This is a genomic window from Janibacter terrae NBRC 107853 (assembly GCF_001591405.1).
Taxonomy (GTDB): Bacteria; Actinomycetota; Actinomycetes; order Actinomycetales; family Dermatophilaceae; genus Janibacter; species Janibacter terrae.
Map to the genome: position 1 here is coordinate 65754 of NZ_BCUV01000002.1, position 20102 is coordinate 85855.

The 20102-nt window shown below is 73.8% G+C and carries 20 protein-coding genes; 15 read left to right on the top strand and 5 right to left on the bottom strand.

Features of this window, described 5'->3' with window-relative positions:
* Nucleotides 1-50: 50 nt before the first annotated feature.
* Together panD and JT1_RS00340 are read left to right on the top strand one after the other, a co-directional pair.
* On the top strand, nt 51-497 hold the full coding sequence (gene panD / locus JT1_RS00335) for an aspartate 1-decarboxylase (protein WP_068321262.1): 447 nt from the start codon (nt 51-53) through the stop codon (nt 495-497).
* Entirely contained in the window at nt 490-2229 is a 1740-nt protein-coding gene (locus JT1_RS00340) for an L-aspartate oxidase (protein WP_218005541.1), read from the top strand. Before panD ends, JT1_RS00340 begins: the two co-directional genes overlap by 8 nt.
* A gap of 3 nt (nt 2230-2232) precedes the next feature.
* On the opposite strand, the gene JT1_RS00345 is transcribed toward JT1_RS00340, so the two are convergent.
* Complete coding sequence (locus JT1_RS00345; protein WP_068321265.1) at nt 2233-3738, bottom strand: CYTH and CHAD domain-containing protein; 1506 nt, start codon at nt 3736-3738, stop codon at nt 2233-2235.
* Between the two features lie 71 nt (nt 3739-3809).
* Between JT1_RS00345 and nadC the strand changes: the two genes are divergently transcribed.
* The 11 genes from nadC to JT1_RS00400 all read left to right on the top strand — a co-directional run bounded on the left by nadC (nt 3810) and on the right by JT1_RS00400 (nt 12893).
* Nucleotides 3810-4715 (top strand): carboxylating nicotinate-nucleotide diphosphorylase, encoded by a 906-nt coding sequence (nadC, locus tag JT1_RS00350; RefSeq protein ID WP_068321267.1) that lies wholly within the window; start codon nt 3810-3812, stop codon nt 4713-4715.
* Nucleotides 4715-5338 (top strand): ABC transporter ATP-binding protein, encoded by a 624-nt coding sequence (locus tag JT1_RS00355; protein WP_068321270.1) that lies wholly within the window; start codon nt 4715-4717, stop codon nt 5336-5338. Before nadC ends, JT1_RS00355 begins: the two co-directional genes overlap by 1 nt.
* Nucleotides 5331-6665, top strand: a complete 1335-nt coding sequence (locus JT1_RS00360) for a DUF6297 family protein (protein ID WP_169701779.1) — start codon at nt 5331-5333, stop codon at nt 6663-6665. Before JT1_RS00355 ends, JT1_RS00360 begins: the two co-directional genes overlap by 8 nt.
* A 96-nt stretch (nt 6666-6761) precedes the next feature.
* Nucleotides 6762-8216: a lysine--tRNA ligase gene (gene lysS, locus JT1_RS00365; RefSeq protein ID WP_082807410.1), complete on the top strand. Its 1455-nt coding sequence runs from the start codon at nt 6762-6764 to the stop codon at nt 8214-8216.
* Between the two features lie 2 nt (nt 8217-8218).
* A complete protein-coding gene (locus tag JT1_RS00370; protein ID WP_068321279.1) occupies nt 8219-8425 on the top strand; it encodes a hypothetical protein in 207 nt (68 codons plus the stop codon).
* 51 nt (nt 8426-8476) lie between these two features.
* Nucleotides 8477-8806: a histone-like nucleoid-structuring protein Lsr2 gene (locus JT1_RS00375; RefSeq protein WP_068321282.1), complete on the top strand. Its 330-nt coding sequence runs from the start codon at nt 8477-8479 to the stop codon at nt 8804-8806.
* Nucleotides 8719-9438, top strand: a complete 720-nt coding sequence (locus tag JT1_RS00380) for a hypothetical protein (RefSeq protein WP_068321285.1) — start codon at nt 8719-8721, stop codon at nt 9436-9438. Before JT1_RS00375 ends, JT1_RS00380 begins: the two co-directional genes overlap by 88 nt.
* Before the next feature lie 200 nt (nt 9439-9638).
* The gene (locus JT1_RS00385) at nt 9639-10502 is read left to right on the top strand and encodes an NAD(P)-binding domain-containing protein (protein WP_068321288.1); all 864 of its coding nucleotides are present in this window, start codon (nt 9639-9641) and stop codon (nt 10500-10502) included.
* 1 nt (nt 10503) lies between these two features.
* On the top strand, nt 10504-11289 hold the full coding sequence (locus JT1_RS00390; protein WP_068321291.1) for an SDR family oxidoreductase: 786 nt from the start codon (nt 10504-10506) through the stop codon (nt 11287-11289).
* A 25-nt stretch (nt 11290-11314) separates the two neighbouring features.
* Nucleotides 11315-12241, top strand: coding sequence for a dihydrodipicolinate synthase family protein (locus tag JT1_RS00395; RefSeq protein WP_068321294.1), 927 nt, complete (start codon nt 11315-11317; stop codon nt 12239-12241).
* Nucleotides 12242-12245: 4 nt separating this feature from the next.
* Nucleotides 12246-12893, top strand: a complete 648-nt coding sequence (locus JT1_RS00400; RefSeq protein ID WP_068321298.1) for a GntR family transcriptional regulator — start codon at nt 12246-12248, stop codon at nt 12891-12893.
* A 43-nt stretch (nt 12894-12936) separates the two neighbouring features.
* Here JT1_RS00400 and ligD (JT1_RS00405) read toward each other — a convergent pair whose 3' ends face one another.
* Complete coding sequence (gene ligD, locus JT1_RS00405; protein WP_068321301.1) at nt 12937-13815, bottom strand: non-homologous end-joining DNA ligase; 879 nt, start codon at nt 13813-13815, stop codon at nt 12937-12939.
* Entirely contained in the window at nt 13808-14743 is a 936-nt protein-coding gene (gene ligD / locus JT1_RS00410) for a non-homologous end-joining DNA ligase (protein ID WP_068321304.1), read from the bottom strand. The genes ligD (JT1_RS00405) and ligD (JT1_RS00410) overlap by 8 nt, the downstream gene beginning before the upstream one ends.
* Before the next feature lie 54 nt (nt 14744-14797).
* Here ligD (JT1_RS00410) and JT1_RS00415 point away from each other — a divergent pair, with 54 nt between their 5' ends.
* Nucleotides 14798-15763, top strand: coding sequence for a TAXI family TRAP transporter solute-binding subunit (locus JT1_RS00415; protein ID WP_169701780.1), 966 nt, complete (start codon nt 14798-14800; stop codon nt 15761-15763).
* Here the strand turns inward: JT1_RS00415 and JT1_RS00420 are convergent.
* Entirely contained in the window at nt 15760-17118 is a 1359-nt protein-coding gene (locus JT1_RS00420) for a sensor histidine kinase (RefSeq protein WP_169701781.1), read from the bottom strand. The two genes, JT1_RS00415 and JT1_RS00420, sit on opposite strands and share 4 nt — an antisense overlap.
* 3 nt (nt 17119-17121) lie before the next feature.
* Entirely contained in the window at nt 17122-17781 is a 660-nt protein-coding gene (locus tag JT1_RS00425; protein WP_068321313.1) for a response regulator transcription factor, read from the bottom strand.
* A gap of 101 nt (nt 17782-17882) precedes the next feature.
* On the opposite strand from JT1_RS00425, the gene JT1_RS00430 reads away from it, so the two are divergent.
* Complete coding sequence (locus JT1_RS00430; protein ID WP_068321316.1) at nt 17883-20048, top strand: TRAP transporter permease; 2166 nt, start codon at nt 17883-17885, stop codon at nt 20046-20048.
* The last annotated feature ends 54 nt before the right edge of the window (nt 20049-20102 follow it).

The window sequence follows — 20102 nt, forward strand, 5'->3', positions numbered from 1 at the left end:
GGTCTGAGAGACTGTCCGGCGGTCATCCGCATCGGACGAAGGACATCCTCGTGCAGCGCTTCATGCTCCACAGCAAGATCCACCGGGCCACCGTCACCCAGGCCGACCTGCACTACGTCGGGTCGTTGACGATCGACATGGACCTCATGGACGCCGCGGGCATGCTCCCCGGCCAGCAGGTCGACGTCGTCGACATCGACAACGGCAACCGCCTGACCACCTACGCCATCGAGGGCGAGCGGGGCAGCGGCATCGTCTGCATCAACGGCGCGGCCGCGCGGCTCGTCTCGCCCGGCGACCTCGTCATCATCATCGCCTACGCCGCGATGGACGACGACGAGGCGCGGACCTTCGAGCCCAATGTCGTCTTCGTCGACGGGGACAACCGGATCGTCGAGCAGTACCACGACGCGGGCGACGTGCCCGACGGCTTCGGCCTGAAGACCTCGGCGGTCACCCACCGAGAGCACCCGGGCGGTGGCTCCGTCGGTGCGTGACCCCGCGCCGGTCGTCCTGCCGAGGTTCCTGACCTCCCCGGCGCCCGGGTGGGCCGCCGAGGCAGACGTCCTCGTCGTCGGCTCGGGCATCGCCGGGCTCACCTGCGCCCTGCGGCTGCGCGAGCACGTCGACCGCGTGCTCCTCGTGACCAAGACGCGGCTGTCCGAGGGGTCGACCCAGTGGGCGCAGGGCGGGATCGCCGCCGCACTGGCCCCCGAGGACTCAGCCCAGGAGCACCTCGACGACACCCTCGTCGCGGGCGTCGGCCTCTGCGACGAGACGGCGGTCGAGGTCCTCGTCACCGAGGGTCCCGCCCGGGTGCGTGAGCTCATCGGCCTCGGTGCGCGCTTCGACCGCGGGGCCGACGGCGAGATCACCCTCACTCGCGAAGGGGGCCACCACCGCGACCGCATCGCCCACGCCGGCGGCGACGCCACCGGCGCCGAGATCTCGCGGGCGCTCATCGCGCAGCTCGAGGCGGTGCGCGCCGACCCCGGCATCGAGGTCATCGAGCACGCGCTCGTCGTCGACCTGCTCACCGACGAGGAGGGAACCGTCGGCGGGGCCACCGTGCACGTCATCGGGGAGGGTGAGGACGACGGGGTGGGCGCCGCCCGTGCCCGGGCCGTGGTGCTCGCGACCGGCGGCCTCGGCCAGATCTACTCCGCGACGACCAACCCTCCCGTCGCCACCGGCGACGGCATGGCCGCTGCCCTGCGCGCCGGTGCCGCGCTCGCGGACCTCGAGTTCGTGCAGTTCCACCCGACCGTCATGCACCTGGGCGAGGGGGCGACCGGGCAGCAGCCGCTGGTCTCCGAGGCGGTGCGCGGCGAGGGCGCCGTGCTCGTCGACGAGCAGGGCAAGGCCTTCATGACCGGGCTGCACCCGATGGCCGACCTCGCGCCGCGCGACGTGGTGGCCCGGGCGATCCTCGAGCGCATGGAGGCCACGGGCACCGACCACGTGTACCTCGACGCGCGGCACCTCGGCGCCGGGTTCCTCGAGCAGCGCTTCCCGACGATCGTCGCCCGCTGCCGAGAGCTCGGCATCGACCCCGCTACCCAGCCGATCCCCGTCGCGCCGGCGCAGCACTACGCCTCCGGCGGCATCCGCACGGACCTGCGCGGCCGGACCAACCTGCCGGGCCTCTACGCGTGCGGCGAGGCCTCGTGCACCGGGGTGCACGGAGCCAACCGGCTGGCGAGCAACTCGCTGCTCGAGGGCCTCGTCTTCGCCCACCGCATCGCCGAGGACCTCACCGCGCGCCTCGGCGCCGGCGAGCTCCCGCTCGTCACGACGACGGGTGCGGGCAGCACCGGGATCCTCGACAGCCGCCACCGCCGCGAGCTGCAGCAGGTGATGACGAGGGGAGTCGGGCCGCTGCGCTCCGAGGACTCGACCCGGGCGGCGCTGGCCGAGCTGGCCGAGCTCGCCGGTCGCCCGAGCGAGGAGGCCGAGCCCGGCCCGCGCTCGTGGGAGACGACCAACCTGCTCCATCTCGGGCAGGCGCTCGCGACCGCGGCCCACCTGCGGGAGGAGACCCGCGGCGGGCACGTGCGGCGCGACCACCCGCACCACGACGACGCGCAGTGGGCGGCCCACCTCGTGCACGTCGTCGACCCCGGAGACCCCGACCGCGAGCTCACGACGATCAAGCTCGACGTCGCGCTGGCGTGGCCGCAGGACGAGGACGACCTCGTCGACGACGGGTCGGACGAGGGCGAGCAGTAGGCGTCAGCGCAGGCGGGGCACGGAGCGCGCCCCGTCGAGCGCGTCACCGCCCGCGTCCTGCGCGGCGGCCGCCTCCCGGGCGACCCGCTCCGCGAGGACGTCGAAGGGGGCGACCTCCTCCCCGTCCGCCGCGGCGGCCGAGCGGGTGCGCGCCAACCACGAGGCGGCGGTGACGCCGTCCTGGGTGGAGCCGAGGAGCTCGGTCACCCGCTCCCAGCCCGCGGCCGCCGCGTCGGCGGGTCCGCCCCACGCGGGGACGAGGGCCTCGTGGGCGTAGCGGGCGGCCTTGGCGCGCTTGCGGGTTTCGTGGACGAGCCGCTGCTGGTCGTCCGCGTCGGTGGCCGCCGCGGCCTCGGCAGCCGTCTGCTCGGCCCGTCGCACCGCCTGCCCCGCCAGGCGGGGGAGGACCGCGCGGGCACGGCGCCGGGCACGGCCACGCCAGGGCGGAGTGACGGCGAGGTCGGCGAGCTGCTCGGCCAGCCGGTCGAGGCGCTCGGAGCCGAGGGCCTCGTCGAGCTGCTCGGTCGCACTCTCGTGGGCCTCGTCCAGGGTGCTCTCGATGCGGGCCCGGACCGCCTCCGGTCGTGGTCCGGGCAGGGCCGTGGTCATGGCGCGAAGGTGCTGGCGCACCACGTCGATGTCGCGGACCTCGCCGAGCACGCCGGCGTACCAGCGCATCTCCTCGCGCAGGGGGTCGGTGACCTCCCGGTCGAGCAGCCGTCGGTAGACCCGCAGGGTGCTGCGGAGGCGTCGGAGCGCGACGCGGGTCTTGTGCACGGCGTCGGGGTCGTGGGTGCGCACCCCGCCCTCCCGCGCCTGGACGACGCCGACCTGCACGCGCAGGTAGTCGAGCAGGACCTCGGCGGCGGAGGAGGCGGGGGAGCGGGGCGGTGGCGGGTCGGGCAGCGGGCCGAGGGCCCGGGCGACCTTGGAGGCCCGGGTCGAACGGCTGATGCCGGTGCGGGCGTCGCCGACGAGCGCGGCGACCGCGCGCTCGAGCACTGCCGCGTCGGCGCCGGGGGCCAGCTCGACCTCCAGCTCTCGCCAGCCCTCGCCCGCCGGTGCGGTGAGCACGACGTCGTCGCAGAGCACGGCGACGACCCGACCGGAGTCGTCGAGCAGGTCGGTCTCGGCGCGGCGGGTGAGCAGGGTCGCGACCGGGAGCAGCGGTGCGGCCCCGACGACCTCGGTGACGAGCTCGCGCAGCTCGGGCGGCACCCGGGCGGCGGTGCGGCCGAGGGGCGCATGCCGCTCGGTGCGTGCGCCGTCCTCGCGGGGCAGCTTGAGGTGCCAGCCGGCGTCGTCGCCGCCGGTGCGTCGGCGCAGGGTGGTCCGCGCCCGCTGCAGGGCCAGCCCGGGGGTGTCGAGGTAGGTCGCGGCCAGGTCGTGGACCCGTCGCTCGCCGGTCGTCGCCACACCGGCGAGATCGGGCAGCACCGCGTCGAGCTCCGCCTCGAGCTTCACCTCGCGCTCGACGTGCTCCGCCGGGTCGGGCTGGGGTCCGGTCACTGCGCCCACCTCCTCGTGGTGGTCCCATTGTCCCCCCCTCCCCGCGCGGGCGCTCACGTTAGCCTCGCTCCGTGACCGCCGACCAGCAGCCCGACCGAGAGCTCGTCTTCCCCGACGAGGCCGCCCGCCGCCTCGTCGCCACGGCCCTGGACGAGGACCTCGGGCCGCAGGCGCTCGACGTGACGAGCACCGCGACGATCCCCGCCGACCAGGTGGGTGCGGGTCAGGTGGTCGCCCGCGAGGCGGGTGTGCTCGCCGGGGGCCCGGTCATCGCCCTCGTCCTCGACGAGGTCGCCACGAGGACGGGGGGGACCTCCCCTTCGCTCGACGTGCGGATCGCCGACGGCAGCGCCCTGGCCCGCGGGGACGTCGTCGCGGAGCTGCGCGGCTCGTTGCGCCAGGTCCTCATGGCCGAGCGGACGCTGCTCAACATCATGTCGCGGCTCACCGGGGTGGCGACCCACACGCGGCGCTGGACCGACGCGCTCGAGGGCACCGGGTGCACGGTCCTCGACACCCGCAAGACGACGCCGGGCCTGCGCGCGCTGGAGAAGTACGCGGTCCGATGCGGCGGCGGCACCAACAAGCGCATGGGCCTCTACGACGTCGCGATGGTCAAGGACAACCACGTGCACGCCGCCGGGGGAGTGGCCGCCGCCTACGCCGCGATCCGCGCGCGCTACCCCGAGGTGACGATCGAGGTCGAGGTCGAGAGCACCGAGCAGGCGCTCGAGGCGCTCGAGGCAGGGTCTCGGTTCCTCATGTGCGACAACATGCCCGTCGACCTGCTCCGGGCGACCGTCGACGCCGCCCGCGCGTGGGCCGACGAGCGTGGCGAGCGCGTCGAGATCGAGGCGACCGGAGGTCTGACGCTCGAGGTCGCGGCCGCGTACGGGGCCACCGGAATCGACTGGATGAGCGTGGGTGCCCTCACCCACTCATCGCCGATCGTCGACCTCGCGCTCGACCTGCTCTGATGCTCACGGTGCGCGGCCTGGGCAAGGCCTACGGCGAGCGGATCGTCCTCGACACGCTCGAGCTCGAGGTCGCCGCCGGCGAGGTCGTCGCCCTCGTCGGGCCCAACGGCGTCGGCAAGTCCACCGCCCTGCGGTGCGTGGTGGGCGCGGAGACACCGGACGAGGGGGAGGTCCTCCTCGGCGAGCACCGTCTCGACACCCGCCAGCCGCAGACCCGGCGCGCGCTGTGCGCGGTGCTCGGGGACCTCGGCGTCCTGCCGGACCTCACGGTCGCCGAGCACCTGGACCTGCTGGCACGAGGGCACGGCGTGGACGTCCCCGAGGCCGTGGTCGCCGGCGCGCTCGACGAGGCGCGCATCGAGCACGTCGCCGACCAGCTGCCGGGGACCCTGTCGTCGGGCCAGGCGCAGCGCTTCGCGCTCGCGACGGCGATGGTGCGGCCCTGGGCGCTGCTGCTCGCCGACGAGCCGGAGCAGCGGCTCGACGACGCAGGACGGGCCTGGCTCGGTGACTGGCTCGCCGGCCATGCCGCCGCAGGGCGTGCGGTGCTCGTGGCCTGCCACGACCCGGAGGTGGTGCGGCGCAGCGGTGCCCGCGTCGTGGCCCTCGAGGGCGATGTCTGAGGTGAGCGGCGGCGCCGGCGACCGTGCGGGTGACCGGGTGCTCGCCCGGGAGGTGCTGCGCACGCGTCGCCGCGCCTCCCGCGCACCGAGCCCGCTGCAGGTCGTCCAGGACTGGTACGTCGGGCTCTTCATCGCCGCGACGCTGCTGACGATGCTCTTCGCGGCGACCGGGCCGGCCATCCTGCGCCCCGACTGCGACACCGCCGTGTGCCTCGGCCCGGGTGGCCACGACCTCGTGGCCGTCGGGGCCGCCGCGCTGGCAGTGCTCGCCGCCTGGGCAGGGCTGCGCGCGGTCGGACCGGTCTCCGCCGACCCCGGGCAGGCGACGTGGCTGCTGTCGACACCCGCGGACCGGGGGCTGCTGCTGCGCGGCACCGTGCTGCGGGTGCTCCTCGTCGCGGCGGTGGCGGGGGCCTCGTGGGGCGTGCTCGTCGGGTTCGCGCTCGCGGGCGGGTCCGGGTCGGCTGCGCCGCCGGTCGTCCCGGTCCTCGGGTGCGCCGCCGTCGGGCTGCTCGTGTGCCTGGTGCTCGGGCCGCTCGCCCTGCGCCGCCAGGGCGGGTCCTGGCGGCCCGGCCCGGCCTCGCGGTCCGTCCCCGACGTCGAGCTCGCGAGGGCCGGGCAGGTCGTGCAGGCGGTCACCGCGGCGACGCTGATGCTCGACGGCGTCGCCCTCGAGGTCCTGGCGGCCCGTCGTCGGCTCGCCCGGCGGGGCACCCGTCCGAGCCGCCCCGGGGCCGGCGGGGCGCTGTCCGGCGTCCTCGTCCACGAGCTGCACGCGCTCTCCCGCCGCTCGCGCCAGCTGGTCACCGCACTGCTCGGCTGCGTGGGGGCCCTGGTCGCCGGCCTCCTCCTCGGTCGGCTCGCCGGTGCCGTCCTCGCCGCGCTGGCAGTCTTCGCCGTCGCGCGCACGGCGGCCGGTGGGCTCTCGACGTGGCTCACCACGCCCGGGTTGCGTCGCGCCCTGCCCGCGCACCCTGCCGCGGTGACCGCGGTCCTGGCGGGACCCCCCTTCGTCGCGGCGCTCGTGGGGTCCCTCGTCGCCGTGGGCGCGCTCGGCCTGCCGTGGTGGGCCCCGCCCGCGATCGCGCTCGCGGCGCTCGCCGGGGCGATGCGGGCGTGCGACCCGCCGCCCGGGCTCGGGGTCGCCCTGTCCACCCCCGGCGGGGCGCTGCACGTCGGGCTCGTCCAGCGGCTCGTCCTCGGGACCGACCTGGCGCTCGCGGGGACCGCGCTCGTGCTCATCGGCGACGCGACCGACGCCGGCCCGATCACGCTCGCGGTCTGCGCGGCACTCCTCGCGTGGCAGGTGCTGCGCCCTCGCGACTGACGTGGATTCGGGGCGGGGCAGGGGGCGCGGATATCGTGGTCTCCCGTGAGTGACGCCCCCATCGAGACCCCTGCCGACGACGAGCTGCCGGAGCAGATGCGCATCCGGCGCGACAAGCGCGACCGGCTCCTCGCCGACGGCCGGCAGGCGTACCCGGTGGGCATCGGCCGGACCCACTCCCTCGCCGAGGTCACCGAGGGCTGGGCGTACCTTGAGACCGGCGAGGAGACCCAGGACGTCGTGACCGTCGCCGGCCGGGTGATGTTCGTGCGCAACACCGGCAAGCTCGCCTTCGCCGCGCTCCAGGAGGGCGTCGGCACGCGTCTGCAGGTCATGCTCTCCCTGGCCGAGGTCGGCGAGGACGCGCTCTCGGCGTGGAAGGCCGACGTCGACCTCGGCGACCACGTCGCCGTCACCGGCCGGGTCATCCGCTCCCGTCGCGGCGAGCTGTCGGTCATGGCGACGTCATGGGTCATGGCCTCCAAGGCACTGCGGCCGCTGCCGGTCCTGCACAAGGAGCTGTCCGAGGAGTCGCGGGTGCGTCAGCGCTACGCCGACCTCGTCGTGCGCCAGGAGGCCCGTGACATGGTGCGGCTGCGCGCGGGCATCGTGCGCGCCATCCGCGAGACCCTGCACGCGCGCTCGTTCATCGAGATCGAGACGCCGGTGCTGCAGACCGTGCACGGCGGCGCCGCGGCCCGTCCTTTCAACACGCACATGAATGCCTTCGGTCAGGACATGTCCTTGCGGATCGCGCTCGAGCTGCCGCTCAAGAAGGCGGTCGTCGGTGGCATCGACCGCGTGTACGAAATGGGTCGCCTCTTCCGCAACGAAGGCGTCGACTCGACGCATTCTCCGGAATTCACCTCGCTCGAGGCCTATGAGGCCTGGGGGGACCAGTTCACGATGGCCGAGCTGATCAAGGACCTGCATTTGGCCGCCGCCGATGTGGCCGGGACGCGCGTGGTGCAGACGCCTCGTGGAGAGGTCGACCTCGACGGCGAGTGGCGCTGGCTGCCCTTCTACGAGGCCCTGAGCGAGGCCGTGGGCGAGAGCATCGACGTCAGGACTCCCGCGGAGCGGCTGCGCGAGATCGCGGCGGCGAAGGGGGTCGACCTCGACCCGTCGTGGGAGGACGCCGGCAAGATCGCCATGGAGCTGGTCGCCGAGCTCGTCGAGCCGACGTGCGTGCAGCCGACCTTCATCTGCGACTACCCCGCGATCGCCCAGCCTCTGGCGCGCCCGCACCGCGACGAGCCCGGTCTCATCGAGGCCTGGGACCTCTTCATCGGCGGCGTCGAGCGGGGTACGGCCTTCTCCGAGCTCATCGACCCGGTGATCCAGCGCCGCGTCCTCGAGGACCAGTCGCGGCGGGCCGCGGCCGGCGACGAGGAGGCCATGCAGCTCGACGAGGACTTCCTGCGCGCCCTGGAGTTCGGCGCCCCGCCGATGGGCGGTCTTGGTCTGGGGATCGACCGGCTCATCATGCTCTTCACGGGTGCCGGGATCCGGGAGACCATTCTCTTCCCGCACACCAAGCCCGAGGCCTGATCATGGAATTCATCAACGAGTACTGGCCCTATGCCGCGGCCCTGCTGCCGACCGTCGGGGTCGCATTCCTCTTTTACTGGATCATCCGATACATGCTCGAGGCCGATCGCAGCGAGCGCAAGGCCTTGGCGAAGTGGAATGCGGAGCAGCGCAAGGATGCGCACGAGAAGAAGGACATTTCCGGGGATTCTCCGCAGGGCGGCGAATAGCCTAAGGTGGTGAATGACAGACATTCATTCACCACCTTTACGGAGACTTCCATGGCTCAGCGTGTCCAGATCCTGCTGGAGGACGATCTCGACGGTGGCGAGGCCACCGAGACGGTCACCTTCGCCCTCGACGGCGTGACCTACGAGATCGACCTCAGCGACAAGAATGCCGCCACGTTGCGTGACGCCCTCGCGGGCTACATCGGCGCCGGCCGTCGCGTCTCGGGTCGCCGCAGCAGCGGCGCCCCCTCCGGCTCGCGCAGCAACAGCGGCGAGCTCACCAAGATCCGCGAGTGGGCCCGCGCCAACGGCCACGACGTGTCCGACCGCGGCCGGATCAGCCAGAAGGTCCGCGACGCCTACGCCAAGGCCAACGGCTGAGCGGGTCACCCACGGTCGTCGAGCTGCGCGAGGGCCTCGCGCAGCTCGACCGACACCTCGCCTTCCTCACGGTCCGGGTCGCCGACGTCGGTGACCCGGACCTCGGCGTCCCCCTCGCCGAGGCGCTCCAGATCGCCCCGGCGTGGATCGAGCGCTACGAGCGGCTGACGATCGCGCAGTCCGGGGTCGCGCCGCCCGGCATGCCGGCAGCCTTCGTCCTGCAGTACCTGCTCGACCCGCTCGCGACGGTCGTCGCGACGGCGGCGATGCGCACCCCCTTCGCGCTGTCGGCGGAGACCCGGCTGTGGTCCCTCGACCTGGACCCGGTGTACGCCTACCCGGTGGCGGTGCAGGTGCGTGCCGGCGGTCACCGGCGCATCGCCGACGACCTGGAGCGCCACGAGGCCGCGTGGCAGTCCTACCGCGCCGCCGCGACCGGGCTCGCGACCGGCCTGCCGACCCCGACGAAGATGAGCAGCCGCCAGCGCCTCGGCATGGTCGAGGACATGTGGGAGCAGGCGCTCGCCCGCACCATCGGCCGCACCCCACCGCGCCGGCTCTCGTGCTGCCTGATGTACGCCCTCCCGGGCTGCCTGCCGTGCGCCGGCTGCCCGCGGACCGCCGGGGCCTGACCCGCTGCCCCCCCCGCATTGCCCTAGGGCAATGCGACCTCTTCCGACCGTTCGTCTGCATTGCCCTAGGGCAATGCAGACGAGTGGCCGACGGGCGGGAAGGGGGAGGGGAGACCGCATGGGATACGGTTCGTTGGTCAGCGGGCACGATCAGCGATGATCTCGCTCCGATTGTCTTGATCTTGTATCGAGGAGGAGCCGTGCGCATCGCCGTCGTCGGGTGCGGAGACGTCGGGACGACCTATGCCCGCGCTCTGGTCGACGGGGGCGCCCACGAGCTCGTGCTGTGCGACCCGGCGCCGGGAGCGGCCCTCGCGAAGTGGGCCCGCGAGCACGACGTCCCGCTCCACGAGTCCCTCGGGCCGTGGCTCGCGCAGGTCCAGCGCGCCTGGGTCTGCGTCGCCGGCGAGCTCGCCCACGACGTCGTCCGCGGACTCGTCGACCACCTGCCCGTCGGGGCCGTCGTCGTCGACCTCACGACCGCCTCCCCGGCCGACAAGCGCCGCTCCGCCGACGCGGCGGCGGGCCGGACCGGCTACGTCGATGCCGTCATCATGGGAGCCGTCGGCCTGACCGGCGCCGCGACCCCGCTCCTCGTCGCCGGCCCACCCGCCGGCCTCGAGGGGCTCGAGGACCTCGGCGCGCCCGTGCGGCACCTCCCCGCCGCGGGGCCTGGGGACGCGGCGGCGCTCAAGCTGCTGCGCAGCGTCCTCACCAAGGGGCTCGAGGCCCTCGGTGTCGAGTGCCTCCTCGCGGCCGAGGAGCTCGGGGTCCGCCACGAGCTCGCCTCCGTCTTGGCCGACATCGACGAGGGTGGTCTGACCCCCTTCGTCGAGGCGGTCGTGCGCTCCCACCCGCAGCACGCCGCACGACGTCGCCACGAGGTCGCCCGCGCGGCCCACCAGCTCGCCGACAGCGGTCGTCCGTCACCGCTGCTCCGGGAGGTGGAGGCGCGCTTCGCCGGCACGGCGGAGGCCGCCGCCGGCGACCCACCCACGACCACGAGCCTCGACGACGCACTCGCCTGGCTCGCGACGACCACCCGCACGACCGACAGGAGCTGACATGGATCTCGGGATCACCGGCAGGACCGCACTCGTCCTCGGCGGAGGTGGTGGGCTCGGCGGGGCCATCGCCCGCGAGCTCGCCGCGGAGGGCGCGACCGTCGTCGTCGCGGGCCGCAGCCGCGAGCGCCTCGACGCGACCGTCGCCGACATCACCGCCGCCGGCGGCCGGGCTCATGCGCTCGTCTGGGACCTCGGCGAGCTCGACGTCGTCGACGCCCGCATCGGCTGGATCGAGGAGACCGTCGGCGGTGTCGACATCCTCGTGGGCAACACCGGCGGGCCGCCGCCGGGGGCCGTCACCGCCGCCGACGCGTCGGTGTGGGAGACCCAGTTCCGCTCGATGGTCCTCTCCGTCATCACCATCACCAACCGCGTGCTGCCCGGCATGCGCGAGCGCGGCTGGGGGCGGGTCATCACCTCGACGAGCTCGGGTGTCGTCGCGCCCATCCCCGGGCTCGGGCTGTCCAACGCCCTGCGCAGCACGCTGCTCGGCTGGTCCAAGACCCTCGCCGGCGAGGTCGCCGCCGACGGCATCACGGCCAATGTCGTCGTGCCGGGTCGGATCGCGACCGACCGCGTGGCCTTCCTCGACGCGGCCAAGGCCGAGCGCGAGGGCCGCACTGCCGAGGAGGTCACGGCCGCGAGCCTCGCGACGATCCCCGCCGGCCGCTACGGCGATCCCCGCGAGTACGCCCAGACCGTCGCCTTCCTCGCCGGCGTGCCCGCCGGCTACATCACCGGGTCGGTCGTGCGCGTCGACGGCGGCTACGTCCCGGCGATCTGAACCACCCACCACACCAGGAGCCACGATGACCCTCTCCCGCACCACGGCCGGCGTCTACGCGATCGCGCCGACCCCCTTCGCCCCCGACGGCAGCGTCGACCACGCCTCCCTCGACCGGCTCGTCGACTTCTACGGCGAGGTCGGCGTCGACGGGCTCACCGTCCTCGGCCAGCTCGGCGAGGCGCCCAAGCTCGACCAGGACGAGGCCGTCGAGATCGCGCGCCGGGTCATCGAGCGGGCCGACGTGCCGGTCGTCGTCGGGGTCTCCGCACCCGGCTTCGCCGCGATGCGCTCGCTCACCGCCGCGGTCATGGACGCCGGTGCCGCCGGCGTGATGATCGCCCCGCCCAACACCCTGCGGACCGACGACCAGGTCGTCGGGTACTACGCCGGCGCGGCGGACGCGATCGGGGAGGGGACCCCCTTCGTCATCCAGGACTACCCGCTCACCTTCAGCGTGCAGATGTCGCCGGGCACCATCGCGCGCATCGCCCGCGACAACCCGGGTGCCGTGATGCTCAAGCACGAGGACTGGCCGGGGCTGGAGAAGATCACCGCCCTGCGTGACCTCGAGGCGAAGGGGGAGATGCCGCGCCTGTCCGTCCTGACGGGCAACGGCGGGCTCTTCCTCGACTACGAGATGGAGCGCGGCGCGGACGGCGCGATGACCGGCTACTGCTTCCCCGACCTGCTCGTCGACGTCGTGCGGATGTCGCGGGCGGGGGAGCGGGAGGCGGCGCACGACCTCTTCGACGCGCACCTGCCGCTGATGCGCTACGAGCAGCAGCCGGGCGTCGGTCTCGCGGTGCGCAAGTACGTCCTGCAGCGCCGCGGGGTCCTCGCCTCCGACGCGCAGCGCTCGCCCTCGCGCGGCCTGACGCCGACCGCCCGCGCCGAGGTCGACCACCTGCTGCGGCGGCTCGCGCGGCACGACGCGCGCGCGGCCTTCTGAGCCGGTGGCCCGCGCCGACGGCGTCTACGAGAGCCTGCGCAGCCGGATCCTCTCCGGCGAGCACGCGCCGGGCAGCCGCCTGCCCGAGGAGGCCCTGAGCGAGGCGCTCGGGGTGAGCCGCACCCCCGTGCGCTCGGCACTGCACCGCCTCGCCGACGAGGGGCTGGTGACCCTCGAGCCACGACGGGGCGCCTTCGTCGCGGAGTTCACCCGGGCGGACGTCGACGAGGTCTTCGAGCTGCGGGGGCTGCTCGAGCGCCGCGCGGCCGCCCGGGCGGCGGTGCACCGCAGCGCCGACCACGTCGCGCGGCTGTCCGAGCTCGTCGAGGAGATGAGCGCCCTTGCGGCACAGCATGGCCCGAGTCGGCGCGACGACCTGCACCACAACAACCGGGACTTCCACGAGCTCGTCCTCGCGGCCGCCGAGTCGCCGCGCCAGTTCAGGATCACGACGGCCCTCGCGCGCACCTCGCTCACCCCGGGCAGCTTCTTCGACTACGAAGACGAGGACATCGACCGCAGCGTGCAGTTCCACCGGATGATCTCCCGCGCCGTCGCCGACGGGCAGGCCGAGCTGGCCGGCGACCTCATGGCCGCGCACATCGGCATGGCCCACCGGTCCTTCGTCGAGCGCCGCTTCGCGGCCCCTTGAGACTGCATTGCCCTAGGGGAATGCAGGTTCGGGGGACGGGGCGTCAGGGGAGGAGGGGAGCGAGGAGGTCGCCGTGCTCGGCGAGCCGGTCGAGGACCTGCTCGCCGTCGAGCTGGACGAGTGCGTCCGGGTCCTCGGCGCCGGCCTCGACCTCGTCCCACGTGCGGGGCGCCGCGACCCAGGGGTCGTCACGTCCGCGCATCGAGTAGGGGCAGATCGTCGTCTTGGCGGCGACGTTCTGGCTCCAGTCGAGGAAGACCTTGCCCGGGCGCAGGGTCTTGGTCATCTTCCACAGCACGAGGTCGGGGTGCTTCTTGGTCATCTCCTGGGCGAGCTGCTGCGCGAGGTCGCGGACCTGGTCGCTCGTGAGGTCGCCACCGAGCGCCGCGTAGAGCTGCATCCCCTTGCTGCCCGAGGTGACGGGGTGGAGGTCGAGCCCGAGGGAGCCGAGCCGCTCGCGCAGCAGCAGCGCCACGCGGGCGCACTCGTGCAGGCCGGCCGGCTTGCCGGGGTCGAGGTCGATGACGAGGCGGTCGGGGTTGACCCGCTGCCCGTCGGCGTCCACGCGCCACTGCGGTACGTGCAGCTCGATGCTGTTGAGGTTGACGAGGTAGGTCAGCTGCGCGAGATCCTCCACGAGCGGGTACGTCACGTCGTCGATCGTCACCCTCGGCAGCCACGAGGGCGCGCCCGAGGGCAGGTTCTTCTCGAAGAAGCTCTCCCCGCCCACACCGTGCGGCCACCGCACCCGCGTCACCGGCCGCTCGGCGAGGTGCGCGAGGAGGGTCTCTCCGGCGCGGGCGTAGTAGTCGAGGATCTCCCCCTTCGTCGTCTCGGTCGCGGGGTACATGATCTTGTCCAGCGAGGTCAGGCGCAGGGTGCGCCCCGCGACCTGGACCCGCGTCGCCGAGGTCTCAGGCACCGCTCGTCTCCCTCAGGTCCGCGGCGGTCAGGTCCGACCGCACGCGCAGGTAGGACGGCTGGCGCAGCCGGCCACCGCTGCTGCGGCCCAGGCTCGCCACGTCGATGACGACCTCCGGCTCCACCCACGTGGTCCCGCGCGCGTCCTCGCGCGGCACCTCGGTGACGAAGGGGGACCCCGCTCGCTCCAGCGGACGCAGCCGCGTGAGGAGACTCGCCCCCGCACGTCCAGCGAGCCCGGAGCCGACCCGGCCGGCGAACTCCCACCCGGAGCCGCCGGGCTCGCCGACGAGCACGGACCCCAGGGCGACGCCGCCGGTCTCGGGGCGCCAGCCGCAGACGACGACGGACTCGCTGGCGCGGTGGGGCAGCTTGAGCCAGTCCGTGGAGCGGCGGCCAGGGTGGTAGAGCGAGGTGCGGCGCTTGGAGACGATGCCCTCGAGGCCCTGCTCGGCGGTGGCGGCGAGCAGGCCGGCCCCGTCGTCGTGGACCGGCGGCGTCTGCCAGCGCGTGCCCTCGAGCTCGAGCTGCTCCAGGAGCGCCCGCCGCGCGGTCCACGGCTGCCCCGTGAGGTCCTGGCCGAGCAGGCGCAGGACGTCGAAGACCATGTACGTCACCGGCCGGGCGACCGCCGCCCGCGCGGCCCGGCGCGCGTCGGTCACGTGCATGCGCTCGGCGAGCGCGCCGAAGGAGGGCCGCCCGTCCTCGAGCGCGACGACCTCGCCGTCGAGGACCATGTCGTCGTAGAGGTCGGCGAGGGGGACGAGCTCGGGGAAGGAGACCGTGACGTCCCGGCCGGTGCGGCTCGTCAGCGTGAGGCCGCCGCCCTTCGCCTCGGCGATGACCCGCATCCCGTCCCACTTGACCTCGTGCGCCCAGCCGGGACCCGCGGGGACGGACTCGGTCGCGGTGGCGAGCATCGGGCGCATGGGCTCATCCTGCCGTGGGGATACCCACCCCGGGCGCGTGGGATGCTGGCGCGCATGCCTCCCGCCCGTCGCGCCGTGCTCGGCGCGGGCCTCGCCGCCCCGCTGCTCGGCACGCCCGCGCTCACGGCGTGCGGAGGACGCTCCTGGGACGACCTGCCCGACGCCCGGCTGACGATCGCGACCGGCAACCCCGGCGGGGTCTTCCACCGCTACGGCGAGGCGCTCGCGGAGGTCTTCGCCGAGAGGCTGGGCCTCGGCGTCCGCACCCGAGGGACCAACGCGAGCATCGACAACGTCCGCGAGGTGTCGCAGCGGGTGAGCGACATCGGCTTCACCCTCGCCGACGTCGCGGCCGACGCCCGCCGCGGGCGCGGTGAGTTCCGTGAGCCGGTCGACATCGTCGCGATGGCCCGCGCGTACGACAGCTTCGTCCACCTCGTCGTGCGCGCCGACTCCGGCATCCGCTCGCTCGAGGACCTGCGCGGCCGCCGCGTGAGCCTCGGCGCGACCGGCTCCGGCACGCGCGGCATCGCCTGGCGGGTCGTGCGCGCGGCGGGTCTCGCCGACGAGGACATCGAGCAGATCGCCGAGACCCTGCAGGAGTCCGCGGACGCCATCGCCCAGGACACCCTCGACGCCTTCTTCTTCGTGAGCGGGCTGCCGAACACCGCGGTCCTGCGGCTGTCCGAGCAGGTACCGATCCGCCTCGTCCCGCTCGGCACGATGGCCCCGCGCTTGGCCCGCGACCACGGCGCCGAGTTCTCCCGGTCCTCCATCCCCGCGTCGACCTACGGGCTCGAGCGCGCCGTCGACACGGTGAGCGTGCAGAACCACGTGCTCGTGCGGCCGGACCTCGACGACGACCTCGTCTACGCGCTCACCCGGGTGATGTTCGAGGAGCAGCCGGCGATCGAGGAGCTCGCGCCCGGCCTGCGCCAGCCCAACGTCGGCACGGCGATCTACACCAGCCCGCTGCCGCTGCACCCCGGCGCGCTGCGGTACTACCGCGAGCAGCGCTAGTCGGCGCCGGGCAGGGTGAGGTCCACGGTGAGCCCGCCCCCCGGGGTCTGCGAGACCTCGACGTCACCGCCGCACTCGGTGAGCCGAGCGCGCACGATGGCCAGCCCGAGGCCGGTGCCCTGCACGTTCTGGTGGGCCCGTCCGCGGAAGAACCGCGCCCCCACCCTGGCCAGGTCGTCGGGGTGGAGCCCCGGCCCGTGGTCGACGACCCGCACCCGCACCGGTCCGGCGAAGGGGGATCCCCCCGACTGCGTCACCGTCACCTCGACCGGCGAGCCGGGCGCGAACTTCGCGGCATTGTCGAGCAGCGCGTCGAGGGCGGTGTCGAGGACCTCGACGGTCGCGAGGGCGGGCGCCTCGGGCGGGGCGTGGACCGTGAGCCGGTCGAAGGCCGGTGCCCACATCTCGCAGCGATGGCGCACGACCACGGCGACGTCGACGCGGGTCCGGGTGACGGTCGCGGCACCGACCTGGGAGAGGTGGAGCAGCGACTCGACGGTCGCGCTGAGCCGGTCGGTCTCCTCGAGGACCGGCTCGACGTCGTCCCGGTCGACGCCCTCGGAGGCGAGGTTCTCCACCCGTAGGCGCAGCGCGGTGAGTGGGTTGCCGAGCTGGTGGGCCGCGTCGGCGACGAGCTCGCGCTGCTGGGCCTGGGAGGCCTGCACGCTGTCGGCCATCCCGTTGAAGGAGTGCGCCAGCTCGCGCAGCTCGGCCGGGCCGGTCTCGTTGGCGCGGGCGTCCATGTCCCCGGAGCTCAGCCGCCTGGCGGTGACGTCGAGGGCGTGGACCGGCCGCAGGACCCAGCCGACGGCGGGCACGACGACGCCGTAGGCGGCGAGCAGCACGGTCGCGGCGCCGAGCCCACCGAGCACGACCAGCCGCACGAGGACGTCGGAGCGCACCTCGTCGGTCGGGGCCACGACGACGACCGCTCCGAGCACCTGGGCGTCGCGGCCGACCGGCGAGCCGATGAGCATCTGCTCCTCGTGCCAGGGCCAGGCGGTCTCCGGCGGGTGCGTGGTGGCGCCGGTCAGGGCCCGGGTGATCGCCGCCTCGGTGCGCGGGCCGGCGGGGTCGGTCCCGGCACTCGTCACGACCTCACGGTTGGCGTCGGTGACGACGACCGAGCCGCCGTACACCTCGGTGTAGCGCCGCAGCTCGCTCTCGAGGCCGACGACGTCGTCGTCCTCGATGGCGTCCTCCGCGAGCACGGCGAAGCGGGCGACGTCACCGAGCCGACCGACGAACTGGTCCTGCGTGCGGTCCGCGGCGTAGGCGGCGAGGAGCGGGACCATGAGCGCCATGAGGAGCATCGCCAGGAGGGGCAGGGCGATGGCGAGCATGCGACGGCGCACGGATCAGCCCCCGTCCCGGATCCGGTAGCCGATGCCGCGCACGGTCTCGATGAGGCCCGGCCGGCCGAGCTTGGTGCGTAGGGCGGAGACGTGCACGTCGAGGGTGCGCGAGGCGCCGATCCACGAGGTGTCCCAGATCGACTCCATGAGGGCCTCGCGGGTGATGGCGTCACCGCCGGCCTGCACGAGGGCCGCCAGCAGGTCGAACTCCTTGCGGGTCAACGAGACCTCGACCTCCCCGGCCCACACGCGGCGTGCGCCGTGGTCGAGCCGCACGTCGCCGACCTGCTCGACGGGCACCGGGACGGCATGGCCGGAGCGGCGCATCACCGCGTCGATGCGCGCCATGAGCTCGGCGAGGCGGTAGGGCTTGGTGACGTAGTCGTCGACGCCGGCGCGCAGCGCGGAGACGACGGAGGCCTCGTCCCGGCGGGCGGTCACGGCGATGATCGGCACCCCGGTGAGCTGGCGGATCTGGCGGGCCAGCGCCAGGCCGTCCTGGTCGGGCAGACCCATGTCGAGGAGCACGAGGTCGACGTCCTCGTAGCGGCCGATCGCCTCGGCCGCGGTCGCCGCCCGCGTGACGATCAGCTGGGCCCGGCGCAGCGCGGGTTCCAGGGCCGCGACGACCCGGTCATCGTCCTCGACGAGCAGGACTCGCACGGTCTCCCTCGTGGCAGCTGGGTGTGGGTCGAGCGTCAGATGTATGTAAAGTCCGACGCGATCCGCCCGGATATGAGGTGGATCGCACCTACGTTACCCGCATGCCAACGGACAGCGTCGCCCGTGAGCACAAGCTCACCCCCGAGCCCGTCGACGTCGACAACCTCGTTGCCGACTACGACGAGGAGCGGCCCTCGCGCCAGCTCTCACCGCGCCTCGACCTCTTCGTCGGGGTCTGGTGCTTCCTGGTCGCCCTCTTCGTGCTCCGGCAGGTCTTCGACCCGCTCGAGCTGGGTAGCCAGTACTACCTCGTCTTCTTCCTCGCCACGACCCTCCCGCTCGTCTTCCTCACCTACCGCATGTGGGGGCGAAGGGAGGCAGCCGCCGACATCGACCCCGTCACCGACACCGCCGGTCGTCCCGCGCGATCGGACAACCCGGGGATCATCGACTGGGTCCTCGCGCTCGTCGCGCTCCTCGTCGGCCTCTACCCGGTGCTGCCGGTCCCGCTCAGCGACATCGGTTTCGGCGGCTACGAGGGCTTCCTGGACCGGCAGGGCTCGCTGCTCACGCTCGACGTCGTCGCCGGCCTGGTCCTCATGGTGCTCGTGCTCGAGGCGACCCGGCGCACGACGGGCCTCGTCCTGCCGATCGTCTGCCTGATCTTCTTCGCCTACGCCTACTACGGCGGGTTCCTCCCCGTCGGCTGGTCGATCAGCCACATCGGGCTCAACCTCGAGCAGATCATCAACGCGCTCTACAACGAGGCCTCCGGGTTCTTCGGCGTGCCGCTCGACGTCGCCGCGACGTACATCGTGCTCTTCACGATGTACGGCGCCGTCCTCGACCGGATGGGCGCGGGGCGCTTCTTCGTCGAGTTCAGCTTCTCGCTCTTCCGCAAGTCCGCCTCGGCCCCCGGCCGCACCGCCGCGACCTCGGGCTTCCTGCTCGGCACGGTCTCCGGGTCGGGCACCGCGACCGCGGTGACGCTCGGGTCCTTCGCCTGGCCGATCCTCAAGCGGGCCGGCTACCCCAAGGAGGCCGCCGGTGGCATGCTCGCCGCGGCCGGCATCGGCGCGATCCTCTCCCCGCCGACGATGGGTGCCGCGGCCTTCATCATCGCCGAGTACCTGAGCGTCTCCTACATCGAGGTGCTCATCTGGGCCATCGTCCCGACGCTGCTGTACTACCTCGGCATCTTCCTCGCCGTCGAGATCGACGCCCGGCGCTTCGGTGCCCGCCGCGTCGAGCTGGCCATCGGCAACCCCCTTCGCCTGCTGGCCCGCTCGGGCTACCACTTCATCAGCCTCGGCGTCATCGTCTTCTTCCTCGCGATCGACGTGCCGCCCTTCAAGGCGGTCGTCTACGCCACGGCCACCGCCGCGGTCTTCGGGCTCGCCGAGGCGGTGCTCTCCCGGCGCCGCGTCGTGAGCGGGTTCGACGACCACGACGTCGACCTCGAGCGCATGGAGCTCGGCGACTCGCTCAAGGACTACGGCACGCGCCTGTACTCGGCGCTGAGCTCGGGCATCCGCTCGGCGCTGCCGGTCATCGCGGTCTGCGCCGCGGCCGGCGTCATCACCTCGGTTATCGCCAAGACCGGCCTCGGGCAGATCCTCTCGGACGTGCTCATCCAGGCCGCCGACGCGCTGGCCTTCAACGACGCCTCGCTCATCGTGCTGTCGGCGCTCTTCTCCGCGATCGCGATCCTCATCCTCGGCCTCGCGGTGCCCGTCACCGCGTCCTTCATCCTCAGCTGGGTGATCATCGGGCCGGCGCTCATCGCGCTCGGCGTCGAGGCCCCGCAGGTCGCGATGTTCATCTTCTACTACGCCGTGCTCTCGGAGGTCTCGCCACCGACGGCCCTGGCCGCCGTGGCCTCGGCCGCCATCACCGGCGGCCGGGTCATCCCGACGATGATCCAGGCCTGCAAGTACACGCTGCCGGCCTTCCTCGCGCCGCTCGCCTTCGTCGTCACCGACAACGGTGCGCTGCTCATCGCGGAGGGCTCCTTCCGCGACGTCGCGTGGGCCTTCGTCGTCGCCGGCTTCGCCGTCGGCGCGCTGGCCGTCGCCACCACCGGCTGGATGTTCGGCCCGACCTCCCTGCTCGAGCGGGCGCTCTGCGTCCCGGCCGCGCTCCTGCTCCTCTACCTGGTGCCCACCTCGATCGCCATCGGCTTCGCCGTGCTGGCCGTCGCGGTGGTCCTCCACCTCGTCCGACGCCGGGTTCGCCGCGACGCGACCCCGGTCGAGGCGACCACCTGACCCACCCGAGCTCCACCCCCTTCGCCCGCCCGGGCACCGCACCACCCACACCGC